20 protein-coding genes and 2 tRNA genes are annotated in these 21556 nt (G+C 68.7%); 18 read left to right on the top strand and 4 right to left on the bottom strand.

Features of this window, described 5'->3' with window-relative positions:
* Nucleotides 1–29: 29 nt before the first annotated feature.
* Complete coding sequence (locus AB0M95_RS23045; RefSeq protein ID WP_363768021.1) at nucleotides 30–806, bottom strand: serine/threonine-protein kinase; 777 nt, start codon at nucleotides 804–806, stop codon at nucleotides 30–32.
* A gap of 350 nt (nucleotides 807–1156) precedes the next feature.
* On the opposite strand from AB0M95_RS23045, the gene AB0M95_RS23040 reads away from it, so the two are divergent.
* From AB0M95_RS23040 to AB0M95_RS22975, 14 genes are all read left to right on the top strand, one after another.
* Nucleotides 1157–1233, top strand: a tRNA-Ile gene (locus AB0M95_RS23040).
* Nucleotides 1234–1888: 655 nt separating this feature from the next.
* On the top strand, nucleotides 1889–2137 hold the full coding sequence (locus AB0M95_RS23035; RefSeq protein ID WP_358525028.1) for a type II toxin-antitoxin system CcdA family antitoxin: 249 nt from the start codon (nucleotides 1889–1891) through the stop codon (nucleotides 2135–2137).
* Nucleotides 2134–2535, top strand: coding sequence for a DNA-binding protein (locus AB0M95_RS23030; RefSeq protein WP_358525031.1), 402 nt, complete (start codon nucleotides 2134–2136; stop codon nucleotides 2533–2535). The genes AB0M95_RS23035 and AB0M95_RS23030 overlap by 4 nt, the downstream gene beginning before the upstream one ends.
* A gap of 53 nt (nucleotides 2536–2588) precedes the next feature.
* Nucleotides 2589–2664 (top strand) — tRNA-Met (locus AB0M95_RS23025).
* Between the two features lie 156 nt (nucleotides 2665–2820).
* Nucleotides 2821–4005, top strand: coding sequence for an N-methyl-L-tryptophan oxidase (gene solA, locus AB0M95_RS23020; protein ID WP_363768017.1), 1185 nt, complete (start codon nucleotides 2821–2823; stop codon nucleotides 4003–4005).
* A gap of 137 nt (nucleotides 4006–4142) precedes the next feature.
* A complete protein-coding gene (locus AB0M95_RS23015) occupies nucleotides 4143–5555 on the top strand; it encodes an ABC transporter substrate-binding protein (protein WP_363768014.1) in 1413 nt (470 codons plus the stop codon).
* Nucleotides 5552–6526: an ABC transporter permease gene (locus tag AB0M95_RS23010; protein WP_363768011.1), complete on the top strand. Its 975-nt coding sequence runs from the start codon at nucleotides 5552–5554 to the stop codon at nucleotides 6524–6526. The genes AB0M95_RS23015 and AB0M95_RS23010 overlap by 4 nt, the downstream gene beginning before the upstream one ends.
* Nucleotides 6523–7311: an ABC transporter permease gene (locus tag AB0M95_RS23005; protein WP_363768008.1), complete on the top strand. Its 789-nt coding sequence runs from the start codon at nucleotides 6523–6525 to the stop codon at nucleotides 7309–7311. Before AB0M95_RS23010 ends, AB0M95_RS23005 begins: the two co-directional genes overlap by 4 nt.
* Nucleotides 7308–9035, top strand: coding sequence for an ABC transporter ATP-binding protein (locus AB0M95_RS23000; protein ID WP_363768005.1), 1728 nt, complete (start codon nucleotides 7308–7310; stop codon nucleotides 9033–9035). The genes AB0M95_RS23005 and AB0M95_RS23000 overlap by 4 nt, the downstream gene beginning before the upstream one ends.
* Before the next feature lie 2 nt (nucleotides 9036–9037).
* A complete protein-coding gene (locus AB0M95_RS22995; protein ID WP_363768003.1) occupies nucleotides 9038–10255 on the top strand; it encodes a Xaa-Pro peptidase family protein in 1218 nt (405 codons plus the stop codon).
* Nucleotides 10252–11118, top strand: a complete 867-nt coding sequence (locus AB0M95_RS22990) for an alpha/beta fold hydrolase (protein ID WP_363768000.1) — start codon at nucleotides 10252–10254, stop codon at nucleotides 11116–11118. The genes AB0M95_RS22995 and AB0M95_RS22990 overlap by 4 nt, the downstream gene beginning before the upstream one ends.
* The gene (locus tag AB0M95_RS22985; protein WP_363767997.1) at nucleotides 11115–12236 is read left to right on the top strand and encodes an aromatic ring-hydroxylating dioxygenase subunit alpha; all 1122 of its coding nucleotides are present in this window, start codon (nucleotides 11115–11117) and stop codon (nucleotides 12234–12236) included. The genes AB0M95_RS22990 and AB0M95_RS22985 overlap by 4 nt, the downstream gene beginning before the upstream one ends.
* Nucleotides 12236–13435, top strand: a complete 1200-nt coding sequence (locus AB0M95_RS22980; protein ID WP_363767994.1) for an FAD-binding oxidoreductase — start codon at nucleotides 12236–12238, stop codon at nucleotides 13433–13435. Before AB0M95_RS22985 ends, AB0M95_RS22980 begins: the two co-directional genes overlap by 1 nt.
* 101 nt (nucleotides 13436–13536) lie before the next feature.
* Nucleotides 13537–14775 (top strand): helix-turn-helix domain-containing protein, encoded by a 1239-nt coding sequence (locus AB0M95_RS22975; protein ID WP_363767992.1) that lies wholly within the window; start codon nucleotides 13537–13539, stop codon nucleotides 14773–14775.
* Between the two features lie 725 nt (nucleotides 14776–15500).
* Here the strand turns inward: AB0M95_RS22975 and AB0M95_RS22970 are convergent.
* The 3 genes from AB0M95_RS22970 to AB0M95_RS22960 form a co-directional block, all read right to left on the bottom strand.
* The gene (locus AB0M95_RS22970) at nucleotides 15501–15713 is read right to left on the bottom strand and encodes a hypothetical protein (RefSeq protein ID WP_363767989.1); all 213 of its coding nucleotides are present in this window, start codon (nucleotides 15711–15713) and stop codon (nucleotides 15501–15503) included.
* Entirely contained in the window at nucleotides 15710–16444 is a 735-nt protein-coding gene (locus tag AB0M95_RS22965; protein WP_363767986.1) for an SDR family oxidoreductase, read from the bottom strand. Before AB0M95_RS22965 ends, AB0M95_RS22970 begins: the two co-directional genes overlap by 4 nt.
* A 159-nt stretch (nucleotides 16445–16603) precedes the next feature.
* Nucleotides 16604–17200 (bottom strand): TetR/AcrR family transcriptional regulator, encoded by a 597-nt coding sequence (locus AB0M95_RS22960; protein WP_363767983.1) that lies wholly within the window; start codon nucleotides 17198–17200, stop codon nucleotides 16604–16606.
* 191 nt (nucleotides 17201–17391) lie between these two features.
* On the opposite strand from AB0M95_RS22960, the gene AB0M95_RS22955 reads away from it, so the two are divergent.
* The 4 genes from AB0M95_RS22955 (at nucleotide 17392) to AB0M95_RS22940 (ending at nucleotide 21519) form a co-directional block, all read left to right on the top strand.
* Entirely contained in the window at nucleotides 17392–17643 is a 252-nt protein-coding gene (locus AB0M95_RS22955) for a hypothetical protein (protein WP_363768041.1), read from the top strand.
* A 499-nt stretch (nucleotides 17644–18142) separates the two neighbouring features.
* Nucleotides 18143–19300, top strand: a complete 1158-nt coding sequence (locus AB0M95_RS22950) for a site-specific integrase (RefSeq protein ID WP_363767980.1) — start codon at nucleotides 18143–18145, stop codon at nucleotides 19298–19300.
* Between the two features lie 1083 nt (nucleotides 19301–20383).
* Entirely contained in the window at nucleotides 20384–21130 is a 747-nt protein-coding gene (locus tag AB0M95_RS22945) for a hypothetical protein (RefSeq protein ID WP_363767977.1), read from the top strand.
* Nucleotides 21040–21519, top strand: coding sequence for a hypothetical protein (locus AB0M95_RS22940; RefSeq protein ID WP_363767974.1), 480 nt, complete (start codon nucleotides 21040–21042; stop codon nucleotides 21517–21519). Before AB0M95_RS22945 ends, AB0M95_RS22940 begins: the two co-directional genes overlap by 91 nt.
* Nucleotides 21520–21556: the final 37 nt, after the last annotated feature.

The following is a 21556-nucleotide window of genomic DNA, read 5'->3' as shown; positions in this document are numbered from 1 at the left end:
ATCGCGGCGCGAAGCAGACGCCTGGCCTGCTAGGCCGTGAGCCTCTGCCCGAGATCCCGGCGCAGCAGGCCCTCCAGCACGGGCGCGAGCGGACCCGCGTGCGCCGTCGGCTCCGGGTCCCGGGTCAGCAGGGCGGACAGGACGGCCGTCACGTTCGGCCCGGTGTACGGAGGAACGCCCTCGACCGCGGCGTACAACGTCGCCCCCAGCGACCACAGGTCGGAGGCAGGGGTTACCGGCAGGCCGTGCGCCTGCTCGGGCGCCATGAATGCCGGCGTGCCGATGACCTCCCCCGACACGGTCAGCGTCGCGTCCCCGGCCAGGCTGGCGATGCCGAAATCGGTGATGACGACCCGGTTCGCGGTGAGCATCACGTTCGCGGGCTTCAGATCGCGGTGGACGATGCCCGCGGCGTGCGCCTCCTCCAGCGCGGCCAGCATCTCGACGCCGATCCGCGCCACCTCGGCAGGGGGCAGCCGCCCCTCCTCGCCGATCCGCCGGTGCAGGGACGGCCCGCGGACGAACTCCATCACGATGATCGGGGAGTCGTCCCGGACGATCACGTCGTACACCGCGACGATGCCCGGGTGGCTCAGCCGCGCCGCCGCGCGGGCCTCGCGCATCGCCCGCCTGCCGGCCATCTCGCGCTCGGCCGCGTCCATGCCGGGAGGGAACAGGACCTCCTTGACCGCGACCTCCCGGTCGAGCAACTCGTCCAGCCCCCGCCAGACCCTGCCCATCCCCCCGGACCCGATCATCTCGACCAGCCGGTACCGTTCCCCGACGACTTTCCCCGTCTCGGCCATGCCGCCACGGTAGCCCGCATCGCCGACCGCAGAGGGCATATCGCACGCGAGCGGAGGTATGTCAGGGTTACGGACGCCTCGTGCTCTCCCAATCCAGCGACCCTTTCCGGACGACCGGCCCCCCACCCAGGACCAACAGCACGGCCAGAGCCACCCGTACAGGGCGAAGGGACCGAGTCATGATCACTTACCGCACTCTAGCGATCATCACCCCTACCCATACGGCCGACGCGAAGACCGGCACCCGCCCCCGATCTCGCCCACCGTCCTAAACTTGACCCGGCACCGGCTAGAGTGAACATCTTCCTGTGCTCACATAGACGCCAACTTATGAGAGACTCCAGGCTTGCGGGGCGGTAGCTCAGCCGGTCAGAGCAGCGGACTCATAATCCGTCGGTCGTGGGTTCAAGTCCCACCCGCCCTACCACGTTTGATCAGGGAAACCCTGCCTGAGCTGCGGTTCCTCCATGGATCATGGTTACTGGGCATGCAGCCGTAGGCCACCGAGAGCCGCCGTTTGTCGCCAGTCACGGGATATACGCGGGATGACGCGGACCGAGTTTCCCCAGGTCGCGATGCGGTTTCCGGCGCTTCGCGGAACGATTCCGCGCCCGTAGGCCGAAGGACCCCGAGAGGTCTCCCGGGGCCCTGATTAGGATGTGATCATGGGCGTTGATGCGGTGCTGATGAGGGTGGAACAGCATGGGACCAGCCCGAGACGCAGGAAGCTCACCCCCGTCGCCGAGGCACCAGACCCCACGAGGTCTTCGTGCGTCTCGTCGATCAGGTGCGCGGGCGCGGCCCCCATCCGATGCTGGAACGCGTCGACCTATACGGCAGCCTGATCCTATCGCCGACCGAGATGCCGCGATTCCTCTCCGAGCTTGCCCGCCTCCCCACATCGACCGCTCAGGACGTAGCAGCCTTCCCCCGAGTCGGTGAACCGCCTGCCGCTCTGTGGCAGGGCCAAGGCGAAGGGAGAGCATCCAGGGCCGCCCTGGCGTACTTCGCGTCCTCCAGCGCGGTCAACGACAGGGTGCGTTCCACCTCACGGCATGCGCATACCGCGGTATGATTGATCTATGGCCGACACGACACGCATTACGGTGACACTGCAGAACGACCAGGTCACCGAGCTCAGGAAGCTCACTGACAACATCTCGGGTTATGTCGCCGAGGCGGTGGCACGCCAACTGCGGCACCAACTCCTGGCCGCCGACTTGCTGCGTCATCAGGAGGAGCATGGGGAGTTCACCGACGAGGAACTGGCCGAGGCCCGCGCCGGTATCTTCGGGACGGCGGGTTCCGGCGGTTCGGCGAGTGCGGCGTGATCGAGCATGTCGAAACCGTCGTCCTCGACTCCCAAGGGCTCTCCGCCTGGATCGCGCAGGACCGCAAGATCCTCGCCATGTTCCAAGTGTTTCATTCCATGGGTGCCGATTTCGTCATCGGCGCCAACACCATTGTGGAAGTCAGCCACACACGAGTGGACATGCCGCGACTGCAGTGGGTCCTCTCCCGCGTGAAGGTCGAACCGTTGACCGAGAGCGCAGCGAAGAGGTCCGCTGAACTACTCAAGGCCACAGGCCTGCACGGCCACAAGTACGCGATCGATGCGACGATCGCCGAGATGGCATTGCGCCAACCTGGCCCGGTGGCCATGCTGACCTCCGATGTGGACGACATGGTCCGTTTGTGCGGCAACCGCGTCCGACTCATCGGCATCTGAACGCGTAACACCCGCCACCGGCCAGGGTTTGTCGTACTCGCTGGACCATGCTGATATCCAGATGCCGTCGGTCGCTGATCGGGCGGACTCATAATCCGTGGATCGTGGGTTCAAGTCCTACCGGATGTGGGGAACGTGCCCCCCCCGCTTCGAGGCTCGCTGTGGCGTCGAAAGTGCGGATCTGGCGTCATCGAACCTTGCTGGGCGACAAAACGTAGCGGTATCCACCATTTGATCCATCAATCGTAGCGTGCGTGCCGCAGTGTCAGCTGGCACGCTGCGGCAATGGCAGATGCGAGGTACGACCACATCGTGATCGGCGCCGGGGCACTCGGCGCCGCCGCGGCCTACTGGCTGAGCAGGGCCAGGCGCGGAAGCGTGCTGGTGTGCGAGCAGTTCACCCCGGGGCACTCCAGAGGCTCGTCGGACGACCACTCGCGTATCATTCGGCATGCCTACCACTCACCGGTCTACACCGCGTTGACCCCCTCTGCCTACGACACCTGGACCGAGGTCAAGGAGCACGGCGGCGAAAAGGTCGTGGTCCGTACGGGAGGGCTGGACCTGGCCAGGGTGGATACGCCCGGTTTCGAGGTGCTGCAATCCTACCGGCAGTCCCTGGACGCTGCAGACATTCCGTACGACGTGCTGACGGCGGCTGACGTTCGCGATGCCTGGCCGCAGTGGGTGATCGACGATGACACCATCGCGCTCTTCCAGCGCGATGGCGGTCTGGTCGACATCCGCCGGGCCACGGCGCAGCATCTCCGGCTGGCCAGGGAGCAAGGCGCGACGGTGCTGGACGACTGCACGGTCCAGGACATCGAGTCGACGTCCACCGGTGTGCTGGTTCGCACCGGCCAAGGCGACTTCAGCGCCGGTTCGCTGGTCGTCTGCGCAGGATCGTGGGCGCCGCCGCTGCTCGAACGGCTTGGCACCTCGATCCCGCTCGCGCTGTCTCAGGAGCAGGTCCAGTACTTCGCCGCCGACCTCGAGGCGTTCCGTCCCGACCGGTTCCCGATCTGGATCTGGCACGGCGACCACGACTTCTACGGCATCCCCATGCACGGCGAGCAGGGCGTCAAGGCCGCCAGGGACATGACGGGCAGGTTCGTGACGCAGGAGACCCGCAGCTTCGAGCCCGATCCGGCGGAGACGGAGTTCGTCAGGGGCTTCCTCCGAGAACGGCTTCCCGCATGGGCGGGGAAGACCGTGCTGGCCAAGACCTGCGTCTACGACCTGCCCAGAGACCGGGAGTTCATCGTCGGCGCCGTCCCTGGGCATCCGCGGGTGTTCCTGGCGGTCGGCGCCGGGCATGCGGGCAAGTTCGCCAGCTTGATGGGCCGTATCCTCGCTGACCTGGCCTTCGAAAATCGGCCGAAGTATCCGATCGAGGCGTTCAGCCCGGACCGGCCCTCGCTTTCCGAGGCCGCCCCGGCTCGATACCGGCTTGGGCAGGAGGTGTCATGAAACGCAGGACCTTCCTGGGCGCCGCAGGGCTCGCGGTTGGCGCAGGCGTCGTGGCAGGATGCGGGAGGCCCCGCACGACGGCCGCACCGAGCGTGCCCGCAGGCCCGCCGCGAAGGGGTGGGCGGCTGCGCGTTGGCATGTTGGGCGCAGGCAAGTCCGAATCGTTCAACCCCTCCGGCGCCACGAGCGCGTTGATCAACATGGCGATGACCTGCGCGGTCTACGACTCGCTCGTCGACATCGGCCCGAACATGGAGATCCGCCCCGCCCTCGCCACCCGCTGGACGTCCGACAAGGACGCGCAGACCTGGACGTTAACCCTCCGCGAGGGCGTCACCTGGCACGACGGCAAGCCCTTCACCGTGCAGGACGTGATCTACACGCTGCGCTGGATGGCCGACCCCGACAACCAGCTCTCCGTCAGCGTGGCCAACGTCGACCTCGACCACGTCAAGGCCACTGGACCGCACAGCATCGTCATCCCCCTCAAGAGCCCCGACCTGCTCTTCCCCCAGACGATCTCCGCCTGCTGGGTCGTGCAGGACGGCACCACCGACTTCAGCAAGCCGGTCGGCACGGGCCCGTTCATCTTCGCCTCGCTCGACCAGGGCCGGCAGAGCGTCTGCCGGCGCAACCCGGTCTACTGGGACAAGGGCAAGCCGTACGTCGACGAGTTGGTCATCCAGTCCATCGACGACAACACGGCCCGCGTCAACGCGCTGCTCGGCGGCCAGATCGACGTGCTGGCGCAGATGCCGTTCACCCAGGCCAGAGCGCATGCGAGCAGTGGTATCAGGCTCCTCGACACCCCCAGCACCGCCTCCCAGGCGTTCTACATGGCCGTCGACCGGAAGCCGTTCGACGACGTACGCGTCAGGCAGGCGATGCGCCTGCTCGTGGACCGCCGGCAACTCGTAGACGTCGCTCTGTTCGGCTTCGGCACCGTCGCCAACGACCTGTTCGGCAAGGGCCTGGAGTTCTTCGCCGACGCGATCCCCCAGCGCAAGCGTGACGTCCAGCAGGCCAGGGCGCTGCTGGCGCAAGCCGGGTACGCCGACGGGCTGACGGTGACGTTGGAGACGGCGGCCGTCGCGCCCGGCATGGTCGAGGCGGCGACGCTCTTCGCCCAACAGGCCAAGGACGGCGGCGTGACGATCAACGTCTCCCAGGTGGACGCCACGTCCTACTTCGACCCGACCCTGCAGTACCTGCAGCGACCGTTCGCGCAGACGCTCTGGGCCGGATTCGCCAACCTGGCGAACTTCTACCAGTACGCCGTCCTGCCCGACGGCTACGGCAACGAGACGCACTGGACGAAAGAGCAGACCGGCGTCCAGGTCGCTGCCGCGATGGCCGCCACGCGGGAGTCGGCAGCGCAGAGCGCTTGGCTGGCCGTACAGCAGGAGCAGTGGGACGCCGGAGGCTACATATGGTGGGCCAACGTCAACAATCTCGACGCCACGTCGAGCCGGGTAGCGGGGATCACGCCGAGCCGATATCTGGCGCTCGGCCTTCCATCCGGCCTGGCCAACGCCTACTTCACCGCATGAACCCGGTGGTCGTATACGTCCTGCGTCGAATCGCCGCGGGCCTGCTCACGCTGCTGGTCCTGTCCGTCCTGGTGTTCGTCGCCACCTCCGTGCTGCCGGGCGACGCCGCCAGCGCGCTGCTCGGCCGCCAGGCCAAGGGGCCCGCCCTGGACGCTTTGCGGCACGAGATGGGGCTCGACCGACCGCTGGCGCGGCAGTACTGGGACTGGCTCACCGGGCTGCTGCACGGGGATCTGGGGCATTCGGTCACGAGTTACGTAGCCGGTGCCGACATCAGCGTGTGGAGCCAGATCAGCGGCAGGCTGGCGAACTCCGTGGTGCTCGCCGCGGTGTCCTTCGTGCTGATCGTCGCGGTGTCCCTGCTGCTCGGCGTGTACGTGGCACTGCGCGCGGGCCGCTGGCAGGATCACCTGATCTCGACGGCGACGCTGGTGCCCGCCGCTCTTCCCGAGTTCGTGCTCGGAGCCCTGATCCTGGCGGTCTTCGTCACCTGGCTCGACGTCCTGCCACCGGTGTCACTGATCACTCCGGGCCATAGCCCGCTCGAAACTCCCGAGCTGCTCGTGCTTCCGGTGCTGACGCTGATCGGGGTGACCGTCGGGGCTTCGGTACGGATGATCCGGGCCGGAATGCTGGAGGCGTTGTCGGCCGATTCCGTCGCCGTCGCCCGGCTGAACGGCATCGCCGAGCCGCGCGTCATTCGCCGCTACGCGCTGCGCAACGCGCTGGCGCCCAGCATCCAAGTGTTCGCGCTGATCGCGCAGTACCTCGTGGGGGGCCTGCTCATCGTGGAGGTGATGTTCGGCTATCCGGGCATCGGAAAGGAACTCGTCGATGCCGTCACCATCCATGACAACACCGAGGTCAGGTCGGTCACGATGATCCTGGCCGTCATCTATGTGGCGGTGACCATCGTGGCCGACGCGCTGGTCATGCTCGCCGTACCGAAGCTCAGGACGGACACGGCATGAAGGGGCGGCGCATCGGGCTGGTGATGTTCGGCCTCATCGCCCTCATCGCGCTGGCCGGCCCGCTCCTCGCCCCCCACGACCCGGCCAGGACCATCGGCCTGCCGTTCGACGCGCCGGGCGGCCACGCCCTGCTGGGGACCGACTTCCTGGGCCGCGACGTGTTGTCGAGAGCACTGGCCGGTGGCTGGAGCGTGCTGGCCTACGCGGGGCTGGCCACCCTGCTCGCCTACGCGGTCGGGCTCCCGATCGGGCTGTCCGCGGGCTACACACGTTCGTGGCTGGACTCGGTGCTGATGCGTGGCGTCGACGTGCTGATCGCCTTCCCCGCGCTGGTGTTCGTCCTGCTGGTGGCTACAGGGCTCGGGCGAGGCATCGTGCCCGTCGTCCTGGCGACTGCGATCATCCAGGTCCCCGCGATCGCGCGGATCATCCGGGCCGCCACCGCCGAGCAATCGGTCCGTGGCTACGTCGAGGCGGCGGTCGTCCGTGGTGAGAGCTCGGTGTCGGTCCTGCGGCGAGAGGTGCTGCCGAACATCGCGCGGCCCATCGCAGCCGACATCGGCCTGCGCAGCACCTGGTCGGTGCTGCTGATCGCCGGAGTCAACTTCCTCGGCCTCGGCATGCAGCCGCCGGCCGCCGACTGGGGCCTGATGGTCTCGGAGAACAGGGCAGGAATGGACCTCGATCTGAACCCCTTGTCGGTGCTGGTCCCCGCGATCATGCTCGGCGTGCTCACCGTGGCCATCAACCTGATCAGCGACGCGCTGGCCGGAGGCAAACGATGAGCGTGCTGAGTGTGACCGGGCTGCGCATCGAGCTCGCCTCGGGACAACCGGTCGTCGAGGACGTGGACCTGAGCCTCGGGCCGGGGGAGATCCTCGGTCTGGTGGGCGAGTCGGGCAGCGGCAAGAGCACGACCGCGCTGGCCCTGCTGGGTTTCGCGCGGACCGGCACGTCCATCGTGTCCGGCGACGTGGTCGTGGCCGGACGGCACGTCCTCCAACTGGAGGAGAACGCTCGCCGTCGGGTGCGGGGCGAGCTTGTCTCCTACGTCCCGCAGGACGCCGGACAGGCGCTGAACCCTTCCCTGCGCATCGGGGCAGCCATCTCCGACGTCATGCGCCGACCGCGTGACGTGTTCGAGCTGCTCGCCGCGGTGGACCTGTCGGAGGGTACGGCGAAGCGGTTCCCCCACCAGCTCTCCGGCGGCCAGCAGCAGCGGGTCACGATCGCGATGGCGCTGTGCTGCGGTCCTCCCCTCATCGTGATGGACGAGCCGACCACCGGCCTCGACGTCATCACGCAGGCGAGCGTCCTCGACGAGGTGCGCCGGCTGCGCGAGGAGCAGGACGCGGCGATCGTGTACGTGTCGCACGACCTGGCGGTGGTGTCCCAGCTGGCCGACCGCATCGCCGTCATGTATGCGGGGAGGATCGTGGAGGAGGGGCCGGCCGCGACGTTGCTGGAGCGGCCACGACACCCCTACACCCGTGGCCTGCTCCAGTCGATTCCGGACCACCGCCGCCCGGCCCGGCCGATCGCCATGCCGGGCACCGCCGTCGGCGTCGAGGACCGGCCCCCGGGCTGTGCCTTCGCGCCGCGCTGTCCGCAACAGACGGCCGAGTGCCTCCAGGCACCGCCTGAGCCTGCGTGGATCGCCGACGGGCATCTGGTGCGCTGCCTGCACTCGGCGGCGACCCCGCCCATCACGCTCGGTGATCAACGGACCCCGGCCCAGGAATCGGGGGGCGGCGCCCTGTTGGATGTCCGCGACCTCCACGCCGGGCATGGGACGGTCGTTGCCGCCGACGGAGTGTCCTTCGAGCTCGCCAAGGGCGAGTGCCTGGCCCTGGTCGGCCAGTCAGGGAGCGGCAAGACGACGATCGCGCGCTGCCTGGTCGGCCTGCACCGCCCGGACCGGGGCACGATCCTGCTGGACGGCGAACCGCTGGCCGACCGGGTGCGCCGCCGTACGGTGGACCAGCGTCGCCGCGTCCAGTACATCTTCCAGAGCCCCTACCAGTCGCTCAATCCGCGCCGCCAGATCGGCGACGAGCTGGCCAGACCCGCCCAGGTTCTGCGCGGGCTGTCGGCCGCGCAGGCGCGGGCCGAGGTCGGCGCGCTGCTGGAGCAGGTACGGCTGCCCGCGCGGACGGCCGAGCGCTATCCCCACCAGCTCTCCGGTGGTGAGCGCCAACGGGTGGCGATCGCCAGGGCGCTGGCCGCCACACCCGACGTGCTGGTGTGCGACGAGATCACCTCAGCGCTGGACGTCTCGGTGCAGGCCGCGATCCTGGAGCTGCTCGGCGAGTTGCGGGCCGAGCTGGGGCTGTCCGCCCTGTTCATCACCCACGACCTGGGCGTCGTGTCGGTCGCGGCCGACCGGGTCCTGGTCCTCGACCGCGGGGCGGTCTGCGAGTCGGGAACCGTCTCCGACATCCTGAGCGCGCCCGCCCATCCCTACACCCAACGGCTGGTTGCGGCGGCACCCAGCTTGATCGGAGTTTGACGATGACGGACTTCATCCGCCTGGAGGAGGAACGGCTCGCTCAGCGTCCGGCCGAGCTGCCGTTCAGCCGTGAGGAGTACGCGGCCAGGCTGGCACTGCTGCGGACGCGGATGGCCGAGAGCGGGCTCGACATCCTGCTGATCACCTCGCCGGACGGCATGTGCTGGCTGCACGGCTATGACGCCCGCTGGTACCGCTCACACTCCTCGACGTGCTTCCCGCCCACTCATTGCACGGTCGTCCACGTCGACCACGACCGGATACTCCTCATCGAGGTGGCCGAGCACGAGCAACTGGTACGGCTGACCTCGTGCGTGGACGACTTCCGCGGGATTCCCGAGACGGATCTGGACGGCTTCACGGACCTCCTTGCCGCCGAGTTGGCCGCTCGCGGCTGGACCCGCGGGACCGTCGGCGTCGAGCGGTGGAGCGCCCTCCCCAACCCGGCCGGGCTGGCCGCCATCGAGGCGATGCTGACCACACGCGGGTACGGCCTGGCCGACGCGACCACCGTGATCCGCCGAGCTCGCCGGATCAAGTCCACCGCCGAGATCACCATGATCGAGCACGCGCAGGCCGCCTGCGACGCCGGGATCACCGAGCTCCACCGGCAGGCGTATCCGGGCATGACCGAGCTGGAAGCCTGGAACACGTACATGACCGGCATGATCGCCGCAGGCGGGGAGCCCACAGCGATGCACGAGACCATCGCCGTCGGCCCGCCGATGCCGATGCTGCACGGCGTCAGCACCCGCAGGAAGATCCAGCGCGGCGACTACTTCCACGCCGACGTCGCAGGCGCCGTACACCGCTACCACGCACGAGGAACCCGCCCCTTCTTCGTCGGCGAACCACCTCCCTGGTTCACCGACCTGGCGAAGGTCATCGCAGGCGCGCACGACGTGCTCACCGCGACGGCCCGCCCAGGGCTGCCGTTCCGCGACCTGCACCGCGCGCTGCGCGAGTACTTCGCCGAGGCCGGAGTCGACGGGTGGGCCGGCGGCTACGAGCTCGGGGTCTCCCTCCCTCCCGACTGGGTCGGCGAGTTCGTCTGGTCCAGTTCGGATGAGGACACCGAGGACGTCATCGAGGCCGGGCTGGTGACGAACTTCGAGAGCGTCGCGTTCCTCGCGATGGTCGACACCGTCGTGTTCGACCGGGACGGCGCGCGGCTGCTGTCCACCCTTCCCCGCGAGGTCATGATCGTGGAGGTCGCGTGATCGAGAAGGTCGTTTCGGCCGAGGGGTTCAGCCTGTGCTGCGAGGTGAGCGGGCAGGGCGGGACGCTGCTTCTGGGCCTGCACGGCGGGCCGGGCGGCGATGGCTGCGCCTACATGGATCCGTTGCACCGGCTGGCCGGTGCCGGCCGCCGGGTCGTCACCTTCGACCAGCTCGGCACCGCCAGGTCCGAGGTACCGGCGGAGCCGTACCCCTGGAGCGTCGAACGGGCGGTCGCCGACGTCGATGCCGTACGCGCCCACTTCGGAGCCGAGCGGGTCGACCTGCTCGGCCACTCCTGGGGCGGCATGCTCGCTCTGCAGTACACGCTCGACCATCCGGAACGGGTCGGGCGCCTGGTGTTGTCCAACACCACACCGAGCACCGCGAGGATCACCACAGAGTTCCTGCGGCAGATCCTCGACCTGCTGCCGCCGCGCGAGGCGGCGGCGGCGCTGACGGCTGACGCGCTGGGCGACCATGACGACCCGGCCTTCGTCTCGGCCGTGACCCGGTGGCTCGCGGCCTACTCGACCAACTTCCAGGACACCGAGCAGATGAGCGCGGAGGCGCTGGCTCCTGGCCCTGCGGGCGAGGGACTCTGGGGCGATCGCCTGTGGTTCGCCACGACAGCCCTGCGCGGCTGGGACGTGGAAGCTCGCCTGCCCGAAATCGTCGCACCGACCCTCGCCGTCCACGGCGGCCACGACATGTCGTCCAGGGAGATCAACCAGGTCCTCGCCGATGGCATCCCCGACTGCGAGTGGCTGACCTTGAACCGCAACGGCCACGGCATGTTCGACGAGCCCAACGTCGACGTCTACCTCACGATCGTCGACTCCTTCCTCAAAAGGTGGACCCGATGACCAACCCCACAGCCGGCCAGATCATGCGTGACCACATCGAGCGCGGCCTCGGCATGCCGCGCGAGCTGTACATGACAGCCGAGCTGTTCGAGCAGGAGCTCGAAGCCATCTTCAACCGCAGCTGGCTGTTCGCCGCGCACGAGTCGCAACTGGCCAGGCCAGGCCAGTACGTCACGGTGGAAAGCGGCCTGGAGAGCGTGATCGTCAGCAGGACCCTGGAGGGAGAGATCGCCGCGGTCCACAACGTCTGCCGCCATCGCGGTGCCCGCCTGCTCGACGCGGGATGCGGCTCCGCACGGCGGCTGGTCTGCCCGTACCACCAGTGGGCCTACAAGCTGGACGGGACCATGCTGGGCGCCTCCAAGATGCCACCGGACTTCGACAAGGACCGCTACCCCTTGCGGAAGGCGAAGGTCGCCACCTGGCAGGGGCTGGTCTTCGTGAACCTCGACGAGGAAGCCACCCCGCTGGCCGACCTGCTGGCTCTCGGTGAGGACGCCATCGCCCCCTTCGACCTTCCTGGCGCGACCGTCGCCCACGAGATCACCTACGACGTGCGGGCGAACTGGAAGCTGGTCTGGGAGAATGCCCAGGAGTGCTACCACTGCAACGTCAACCATCCGGAGCTCCTCAGGGCGTTCGATGTGGCAGCTCTCGGTGATGATCTGCGGCGCAGCGATGACATGCGGGTGCAGTGCACCAGGCTAGGGCTCAAGCCCGGAGCGGTCTCGCTCACCGTCGACGGACAGCCCGCCTCCTCCCGGCCCATGCTGTCCGGCGAGCCGTACACCGTGGCCCTGCACCTGAAGCCCACCTTCGCCGTCGTCTGCTGCCCCGACTACGCCGTCGTCCTGCGCGACCGGCCCGTCGCGATCGACCGCACCGAGGTCACCATGACGTGGCTCGTCCGGGCCGATGCGGAGGCGGGGCGTGACTACGACCTGGACAACCTGATCAAGGTATGGGACCAGACGAACCTGCAGGACTGGGCGCTGTGCGAGCGCACCCAGCTCGGTGTCCGGTCCCGCTTTTTCGATCCTGGCCCGCTGTCGGGTGAGGAGCCGTCCGTTGCGGCGTTTCACCAGGCCTACGCAACGATGCTCTCTGGGGAGATGTGATGTCGGTAACCGTCGTGGTCGGTGCTGGAGTCATGGGCGCCTCGGTAGCCCACCATCTGCTGGAACGTGACGCGGGCCAGGTGATCGTGGTGGACTCCGGCGTACCCGCCGCCGCGACCTCAGGCGCGGGCGCCGGATTCGTCGGCCTGTGGGCCGCCGGGTACGCCAACTTCTTCACCGACACCGATCTGGAGCTGGAGAAGTACGGCGTCGCCTACTACCGCCGGCTCGCCAGGAGTGGAGCGGCGATCGACTACCGCTCCAACGGCAACATGTACGCGGCGACGACAGAAGAGGGCTTGCGGAGCTGGGTGGAGCCGGTCCTCGACCACCCATTCGCGCCCGAAGAGACCCGAGCTCTTTCGGCCAGGGACGTCGCCGACCTCACGGGCGGCGTGATCGCGGCGGAAAGCGTCGTCGGCGGCGCCCTACACCCGGGAGGCATCCAGATCAGCGCCGGTCGCACCACGCGCGCGCTCGCCTCACGGCTGCCGGAAGTCCGGACGAACACCCGGGTCACCGGCCTTCTCACGTCCGACGGTGCCGTCGTCGGAGCACGCACCAGCGCGGGCGACATCGCCGCCGACCGGGTGGTGCTCGCCTGCGGCGCCTGGACCAACGAGCTGCTCGGCGAGGTCGGCTACCGAGTGCCGCTGCTGCGCATGGTCGCCACGCGGGTCGTCTCACCGCATTCGGGTGTCTCGTCGTCGATGCCGACGGTCATGATCCCTGACTTGTTCGGGCTCTGGCTGCGCGAACACCGTGGCGGGCTCACCTACGGAAACGGCGACGGCTACGCGCCCCTGTTCGAGCTGGACGCCACGGCGGGCGACGGCGGGCAGCCGCGCCACGAGGAGCTCGCCGACCGCCTGACCTCGACGTTGGTGCCGAAGCTGCGCAAGCTGGTGCCGGTGAAGGACACCACGATTTCCTGGTGGCTGCAGGGCATCCCGTGCATGACCCCTGACCGGCGCTTCCTGGCCGGGCCGGTGCCCGATGTCGCCGGGCTCTACGTCCTGGCCGGGGACAACGAGGCTGGGGTGACTCACGGGCCCGGGCTCGGGCGGATGCTGGCCGACGTCATCCTGGATGGGTCGAGCGAGTGGCTGGACCAGCGCGCCTACCGGCTGGACCGGTTCGATCCCGCCGCCTATCCCACGGAGCAGTCGGTGCTGGCAGCGATGCCCGCCCGGCGGTGATCACGCAGTCGGAGTAGGCAGAGGAGCACTTCCGGCGGATCCGCTCGCCGTCACGTCGGACTACCGGATGAGGAGCATGCCCGCTGGTGGAGACTTGGCGGGTGAGTGATTTGCAACGCCTCACCGACCGGGTCGGCGAACAGCTGTCCCGGTCGGTCGCCATAGACGACCCGCAGATGCGGCTGCAGTCCTACAGTCCGCACTACGGCGCAGTGGATGAGCAACGGCTGGCCTCGATCCTGCACAGGAAGGCCAATCCCGAGGCCATCGAGTGGGCGCGCCGGCACGGTGCACAGCATGCCACCGGTTGGTTCCGCCTGCCGGGCAACCCCGAGTTCGGCATGCTGAGCCGGGTGGGCATACCGATCCGGTTCCGCGACCTGCACCTGGGTTATCTGTGGCTCATCGACGCCGAAGAGTCGCTGACGGCCGAGGAGATCGCGGTGGCGGAGCGGGCGGCGGACGAGGCCGCGAACATCCTCTATCGTGACGGGCTGCTCAACAACCTCCAGCGAGCCCGCGAGCGTGAGCTCCTGCGGGACCTGCTGGACGACGACCCCGCGGTCCGCGCGCAAGCGGTCAGCGGCCTCGCCGAGGACGCGCTCATGGACATCGCCCGGCCGGTCCGCGTCATTGTCCTGGACACCGAGGAGCCCGCCGACCACGACGACCGTGCCAACGCGGCCGACCTGTCCCTCGCACACGCCCGGCGGCAACTCCCGATCAGGCGTGGCCTGCACCTGGTGCGACCCGACCACGCCATCCTGGTCGTGGCCGTCGACCGCGACACCAGGCCGGTGGAGCTGGCGGGCCGCATCAAGGCGGACTACGAACGAGGTCTGCAGGGTGCGGGTGCCGACAGTGGACGCGTCGGCATCGGGACGCAGGTCGCTCACCTTGCCGATGCGCGTCTGTCCTACCGGCAGGCCCAGCAGGCGACGCGCATCGGCCGGGTCCTGGGCCTGGACAGCATCGTCGAATGGTCCGAGCTCGGGATCTACCGCATACTGGCCGAGCTGCCCTTCCAGCAGATCAGCCTCGACCTGCTGCATCCGGCGCTCGGCAAACTGGCCGAGCGGGATGAACCCGGTCAGCTGCTGCACACCCTGGAGGTGTTCCTGGACCTCGCGGGCGATATCAAGGCGACCTCCGAGCAGCTCGTCATCCATCGCACGACGCTCTACCACCGCTTGGCGAAGATCGAGGAAATAGGCGGGGTCAGCCTCCGGAAAGGCACCGAGCGTCTCGCCTTGCACCTGGGGCTCAAGCTCGGCCACCTCTCCGGCCGGTACGCGAAACCACATCCCGCGGCAGGCCGGCAGGCCAGAACCTCGAGTTGACTGGGCGGCTTCTTGGCTGGGCCTCGCCACGAAATCCTGACCTTACACAGCGGTGTCGAGATAGGGGACAAATGGCACATAATGGCGATGCTCAAGAACGCATGTTTGCTCGGTGGTTGCTCGCATGTACGCGATACGGCGCGGCATCCACCATCACTTCCCGGCACGATGATGGGCATGATCGCGGGCAGAGTAATAGAAAACGTCATCCCGCGACACTCAGCGACACCAATCGAACTGACTCATAATCCGTCGGTCGTGGGTTCAAGTCCCACCCGCCCTACCCCGTGATCATTCTGAACACCCGTTGGCCTGGACCTTCTCGGCCAACGGCCCCGCACGCGCCTGCAGGTGCATGCCACCGAAAGCAGCCCTGAGCCGGTCCTCAGGGGATGTACACGGGAGGAAACTGGGGCCGTTTTCCCAGCTCAGAGGCATAAAGTCGAAGGGCCACGGGGTAACCCGTGACCCGCCCGCCGGCGAGGCAACTGCCTGGTCCGGTTCGGCGACCCCGATACCGCCGAGGATCTACGCTCCGCGCTCGCCGGCATGGACGGCACCTATAACCGCGCCGAGGCGGGACTACGCTGCGACCTTGCCCATGCCCTACTCGCCATGGGCGAAGGCAGACGCCGCACAACCCCACCTCTACCGCGCCGAACAACTCGCCGGCATGATCGGCTCCCAGCGCCACGGCCGGCGCATCGCCGAACTCAAACGAGCGGTTATCCGCGCGACGCGTTGACCCGCTCCCGCGCGTACAGGAGCCCGACGAGGACCCCGGAGTTCCATACGTCGCCGCGCGCGATCATGCCGGGGATCTCACTCATCGGGATCCACTCCAGCCGATCCGCTTCGACCTCGCCCACCGGTTCGCCGACGAGTTCGGCGCCCCGGCCGAGGAACACGATGTGCTCGGCGCTTACGAGAGCGCTCATGCCTGCGCGGATCCACCGTCGGCGTAGTATTCGGCACCGTTGATGTAGCTCGACGCGTCCGAGGCGAGGAACGTCGTCACGGCGGCGATCTCCTCGGGCTCGGCGAGGCGGCCAAGGGGGATGCGGCCTTCGGCCTGCTTGAGCATCTCGGGCGGGATCAGTTCGAGCAGGCCGGGGGTGCGTACTCCGCCCGGGGATACGACGTTGACCCGAAAGCCATGTGCGCGCGAGCTGAGGGCCCAGCCGCGGGCGAGGCTGCGGACCGCGGCCTTCGACGCTGCGTAGACCTCGAGCCCCTGGTTGGGCCGTGTCGCGGCGGTCGAACCCGTAAGGATCACCGATGCGTTTGTGCTGAGGTGCGGCAGCGCTTGCTGCACGGTGAAGATCGTCCCCTTGACGTTGGTGGCGAACACTGAGTCGATCAGCTCCTCCGTCACCTCGCCGAACGGAGCTGCGATGCCGATGCCGGCGTTGGCGACGAGCACGTCGATGCGTCCGGCCTGGTCGCGCACGGTCCCGTAGAACGCGTCGAGCTCTGCGGGCACCGAAGAATCGCAGACCGCGCCGGTCACGTCGGAGCCGAGCTCGGCGACCGCGGCGTCGAGCACCTCCTTGCGGCGACCGGTGATGAACACCTTGGCGCCCTCGTCGCGGAACGCGCGTGCGGTCGCGAACCCGATGCCGGTGCTGCCCCCGGTGACTACGGCGACCTTGTCTGCCAAGACGGCCATGCGGTTCTCCTTCGAGGTTATGGACTGTTACGTCCATAATCTTCCCAGATATGGACCGAGTAGTCAAGAATGGTCGTGGCGTGCAGCTTGAGGGCGCACCCCCGAGGGCTCGGGGCAGGTGGCAGGCTGCGGCGGTACAGTTCGGCGGCTGAGCTGTTGCTACTGCATCGGGGTGGGCAGGAGCCGCGCCAGGGCGGACTGGGCCGCCGTGGTGAGCACGTCGATGTCCGTGCCGGTGCGCCCGAGCGCGATGAGGCCGAGTTGGGCGACGAGGACCGCGCGGGCGGTCTCGGCGGGGTCGGTGTCGGGGTCGAGGTCTCCTTCGCGCTGGGCGCGCTCCAGTGCCGCAGTGAGCGTGGCGGTGATCGCGTCGTAAGTGCGGCGGGCTTCAGCGGCCACGTCCGGAGTGCTGGTGGCGAGTTCGGCGTTGCTGTTCGCCAGCAGGCAACCCCGGCGCGCAACTGCTCCGGTCGGGTCGCCGGTCGGGCTGAGCACGAACTCGCGCACCAGGTCGATCCCGCGCGCGGCGGATGCCAGACGCTCGCGCAGCATCAGCAGGTTCGCGTCGTCGTAGTGGCGCAGCACTCGCAGGAACAGGCTGCGCTTGTCCCCGAACGCCCCGTAGAGGCTGCCTTTGCCCAGCCCGCTCACGCGCAGCAGGTCGTCCATCGATGTCGCCGCGTAGCCCTTGTCCCAGAACTCGTCGCGGATAGCGAGAATCACGCGATCTTCATCGAACTCACGAGGTCGGGGCATGCCCGCACAATACAAGTTCTGGACCGTATGGGCCACAATGGACTCGAGGCCGCTACGTGCCCGGCTTAGCTCGGGAAAGCCCAGCCGAAAACCGGTGCTGGAGTGCTAGGGCGCGTATTACGTCGTGAACAATCTGCGAGATTTGCCTTCGCGGCAGGCCCCAGACCGGTAGACGTTCTTGGGTGACGCGAGTGCAACTGACGGATTCGGAGTGGGAGTTCATCGAGCCGTACCTGCCGGTCGGTGAGTACGGCGCGTACCCCGAGCGGCTGCGGCAGCTCATCGACTACGACAGTGACCCGTTCGAGGTCGAGCTTTATGAGCACTCTTCGGATCCCTTGATCCGCCTCGTCGATAAGGCCCAGAGGTCGTATGCGGGCCAGTACGAACGCCGGCTACGTCGACTACGAGAGCGGGCCAGGCATCAGACGGCTGATCAGTAGGCACTGCGGGATATACACGGGATGATCTTCGTCCTCAGCTCACCTCGGGCGCCTGGTTCAGCAGGTCAACGCCCTGGAAAGCCGGTGAAGTATCCTCCACTCATGATCCGTGGGTCGTGGGTTCAAGTCCCACCCGCCCTACTTGGTTTGATCAGTGAATATAGTCCATGAGCTGCGGTTTCTTGATGTTGGCTGATCTCGGCCCGAGAAGCAGGCCGACGTTGGTTGCTCGTTGTTCGCTCGCGTGTACGCTGCCGGGACGCTCAGCCAGCGGACTTCCGCTGACTCCCGGCTTCTACGCGTCGTGATGCTGCTTTGTCTCATTCGTACCGATCGACGTCAAAGGTCGAGTAAGACAACCTCGGGAGCCGCGCGTTGACCGACAGGTTGGGGACTGGGGCGGTGCCATAGTTCGGCCCTATAACTGATAAATGCCCTGTATGTCATGAGATTGATGGTTCTGGGCAGGTGGGGGCGGTCACTCGGCTACGGTCATGCTGTGGTCATCACGGCACCGATGCATGCGGAGATCGTTCGCGTCGCAGTGAGCGACGAGCTCGCCTACTGGACGGTGCTGGCCGGCCCCACCTTGACCGTGGTCGGCGACGTCGACGACCACCTTCGTCACCTGCGATTCGGGCGGTCCTGCGAGGAATCAACCACCAAGACCTACGCGGGCCACCTGAAGCGGCTCCACGTCTGGTCCGAAGAGCGCGGCCTCTCCCGGAACGACGCCGCTCTTCGGATGGCGACGTACGTGATGCACCTGCGGACCACTCCGCGGGCAAGCAGCGGCCGGGGGAACGGCCGACTCCCCGAAGAGGCCACTCTCGCTCCGGCTCTGGCCGCCATCCACGGCTTCTACCTCCACCTGGCCGACCTTGGGCGCCTTGAGCCCGAGGCTTTCAGCGCGCTGTTCACGACCGTCCCGGCCGAGACGGGCCGCGGAATGGTCGCGGTCAGGCCGCGGATCCGCGTGGACTCCCGGCCGAGCCACTCATCGGCGCGTGCGCTCGCCGCCACCCACGAGGAGTTCGCTCGCCTCCTGCTGGCGACGGAAACCGCCCGGGACAGATGCATGGTGGCGATCACGGCTTGCTGCGCACTTCGGGTCGGCCAACTCGTGTCATTGATGCGTGAGGACATCCACTTCGTTCCGCTTGGCCGGACCGTGCCCGGCTGCTCCTACGTCCTGGGTCCGCATGTCCATCTGCGGAAACGCGGCGGGCATCCGAAGGGCGCGGCCAACAAGAACCGCGGCATGGTCATCGTGCCCGTGCCGGGCGCGGTGGAGATGCTCTACGCCGACTGGATGCGCGAGCGTCTCGCCATCCGGCGAGCCGGCGCAAGCCCCTGGGCCTTCGTCACCTTCCCCGGCCCGACGGGCGACCCCGGCGGTGACGCGCTCAGCCCGCGGCGGATCCAGGACCTGCTCTCCGATCTCTCCGCGCGGGCCGGGCTGCGGCACCTGCATCCGCACATGCTCCGGCACACCTTCGGCGAGACCGCTGCGGACCTCGACATCGCGCGGGACGTCCTCCAGCGCCTGCTCGGCCACAGTGACGTCACGAGCCAGGACATCTACCGGTCCGTCCCGGACACGAAGGTGGCGGCCGCTGCCCGGGCGGTCTCCGACCAGCTCTTCGGGCTCTCATGACCAGCCCGGCACCGTACGCGCCGCCCGCCGCCACAACGGCGGAGCCCGACTGGCAGTACCTCGCCAAGCACGGCCTGGACCGGGCGGGCCCTTGAGCTGCACTTCCCGCTGGGCGCGGACTGGCACACCCTGCGGTCCTGCGTCCACCCGGCCTGCGACCGGCCCGTCGAGTGCTCGCCCTGGCTGTGCCATCGGTGTATGGCGGCCTGGCGGGCGGCCGGCTCTCCCGGCAACATCAGCTCTTGGTGCGCCACCGCCCCGGCGCCACCAGCCCGCCGCGTGTACGGCGAGACGCGGTGCTCGGTCGGCTGCCCGCGGCCGGCCGAGGCGAGCGGGCTGTGCAAGAGCTGCGCCGGCGCCCGGGCGGCCGCGGGCCTGACGGTCACGGAGTACTTGGCAACCGGCCCGCGGCCGCGTCCCGGCTGGGCGAGTGCGCGGTGCGCGTCTGCTCACGCTGGGCCAACACGAAGGGCACCAGGCTGTGCACGCCGCACCAGCGGCAGTGGTCCGTGGCCGGCAGACCCGACCTGACGCAGTGGGCACGCACCGCCCCGGCGGTCTACACCACGATGGGCATCGTCCCCCTGGCGGAGCTCAACGAGGTGGTGCGCGCCCAGGTCTTGCTCGGCTACGAGGGCCAGCTGCGGCAGGGCGGCCGCATCAGCCCCTCCCAGGTCAAGTCCGGCATCCGCTGGCTCGCGGACCACTCGGCGACCGACCTGCTGGCGGCCGACCTGCCGGCGAAGGGGCAGAGCACGACCTGCCTGCGCTTGTGGCGCAGGTCCGTGCAACTTCGGTACGCCGACCGTGAGTCGGAGCACCAGCGTGCGGTGATCCGGCTCGACGTGCTGAGCCCCCGGTTCTCCGGCGGGACCGTCGATCTCAGCGACGTGCACGCGCCCTGGCTGCTCCACGTCGCCCAGCAGCACGTGCTGCAGCTCGCCGCGTCCGGTGTCTCCGAGCAGCGGCTGCGGCTGGTCGGTTACGCGGCCCGCTGGTTCGCGATGTTCCTGCGCACTCTGCCGGGCGAGGGCCGCCAGCCGGCGGCAGTGGGCCGGGCCGGCATCACCAAGTACGTGCGGTGTGGCCCAGCGGGCCCGCGATTCAGCCGACTACCAGGGGCTCGACGCAGGCGACCCGCGGCGGGCCGTCATCGGCGAACGGCTGCTGCCATCGACCGCGGGCGGCGGACCGCTGCTGGTCACCCCTCAACGGCACTGGGGCCTGGTGCATACGCTGCGTGCGGTCCTGGACCAGGAGCGTGCGTGGCTGGCCGCGAACGAAGCCGCCGGGGTACACCTGTTGGCGAGCGACGTGCCGCGGTACCCGGACCGCGACGACACCGACAGCGAGATGGAGGGCCGCTCCCAGGACGCCCTGCCCGAGGCAGTGTTCCTGCAGCTGATGGGCGAGGAGAACCTCGCCCTGCTGCCCGACGGCACCGCGCGGGACTTCACCGAGCTCTCCCTGCGGATCGGTCGGCGCCCCTGGGAGGTCCGGCACCTGGAGTTCGACTGCGTGGTGTGGCACGACATCGACATCGAGGCGGCCGACGGCAGCGTCCAGCGACGCCGCTACCCGTTCCTCGTCTACTGGATGCAGAAGGTCCGCCGCCGCCACAAGCTGCCGCTGCACCCCACCGACGTCGAGGTCATCACCCGGCGCGGGAGGCTGCCGCGGCCCGGCGTCGGTCCGACAGCGAGCGGTGCCGCCGCCGGGTGCTGGACGTCATCACTAGCATGCGCAGGGCCCGCACGCCGCTCTCCGACGCGGAGATCACCAGGCGAGCCGAAGTCAACCCGCAGTATCTCCAGCGCCACCGCGACCTGAAAGCCGAGGCGGAGGCCGTCCGCGCCCACCTCGCCGGCGACCGCCCCCGCGCAGTGTCCGCCGCCGTAGCCCGACAGGAAGCCGCGCTGACGGTGGAGAACCGCATGCTCCTCGAACAGAACGCCGCGCTGCGCCGGGAGCTCGACACAACCCGTGCCGAACTTCGAGCCCTCCGCGTGCGGGATCTCGCGGCCAGCGCGCGGGGCGAGCACGTAGCGATCCTGGACGCGAACCCCGAGGTCGAAGAACTGCGCCGGGAGCGGGACCAGGCCCTGGCAGGCGCCCGGCGCGGGGAGGCGGACCTGCTGTCGCTGCGCAACGTCGTTCAACGCCTGATGGTGGAGAACACCCGGCTGCTCGGGGGAGAAGTGCAAACCACGAGGCCATGATCACGAAGTCACGCTGGGGCACCAGGCCGTCGTTCGG

Origin of the sequence: Sphaerisporangium sp. NPDC051017 (genome assembly GCF_040683095.1) — a bacterium.
In the GTDB taxonomy this organism is placed as follows: Bacteria; Actinomycetota; Actinomycetes; order Streptosporangiales; family Streptosporangiaceae; genus Sphaerisporangium.
The sequence above is the reverse complement of the archived record's forward strand: the minus strand, read 5'-3'. Positions and strand labels throughout refer to the sequence as shown.

Coding starts and splice junctions, on each gene's coding strand:
- AB0M95_RS23045 (WP_363768021.1), bottom strand. CDS start 806: ATGGCCGAGACGGGGAAAGTCGTCGGGGAACGGTACCGGCTGGTCGAG.
- AB0M95_RS23035 (WP_358525028.1), top strand. CDS start 1,889: ATGGCCGACACGACACGCATTACGGTGACACTGCAGAACGACCAGGTC.
- solA (WP_363768017.1), top strand. CDS start 2,821: ATGGCAGATGCGAGGTACGACCACATCGTGATCGGCGCCGGGGCACTC.
- AB0M95_RS23015 (WP_363768014.1), top strand. CDS start 4,143: ATGTTGGGCGCAGGCAAGTCCGAATCGTTCAACCCCTCCGGCGCCACG.
- AB0M95_RS23010 (WP_363768011.1), top strand. CDS start 5,552: ATGAACCCGGTGGTCGTATACGTCCTGCGTCGAATCGCCGCGGGCCTG.
- AB0M95_RS23005 (WP_363768008.1), top strand. CDS start 6,523: ATGAAGGGGCGGCGCATCGGGCTGGTGATGTTCGGCCTCATCGCCCTC.
- AB0M95_RS23000 (WP_363768005.1), top strand. CDS start 7,308: ATGAGCGTGCTGAGTGTGACCGGGCTGCGCATCGAGCTCGCCTCGGGA.
- AB0M95_RS22995 (WP_363768003.1), top strand. CDS start 9,038: ATGACGGACTTCATCCGCCTGGAGGAGGAACGGCTCGCTCAGCGTCCG.
- AB0M95_RS22985 (WP_363767997.1), top strand. CDS start 11,115: ATGACCAACCCCACAGCCGGCCAGATCATGCGTGACCACATCGAGCGC.
- AB0M95_RS22980 (WP_363767994.1), top strand. CDS start 12,236: ATGTCGGTAACCGTCGTGGTCGGTGCTGGAGTCATGGGCGCCTCGGTA.
- AB0M95_RS22970 (WP_363767989.1), bottom strand. CDS start 15,713: ATGAGCGCTCTCGTAAGCGCCGAGCACATCGTGTTCCTCGGCCGGGGC.
- AB0M95_RS22965 (WP_363767986.1), bottom strand. CDS start 16,444: ATGGCCGTCTTGGCAGACAAGGTCGCCGTAGTCACCGGGGGCAGCACC.
- AB0M95_RS22960 (WP_363767983.1), bottom strand. CDS start 17,200: ATGCCCCGACCTCGTGAGTTCGATGAAGATCGCGTGATTCTCGCTATC.
- AB0M95_RS22940 (WP_363767974.1), top strand. CDS start 21,040: ATGCGCAGGGCCCGCACGCCGCTCTCCGACGCGGAGATCACCAGGCGA.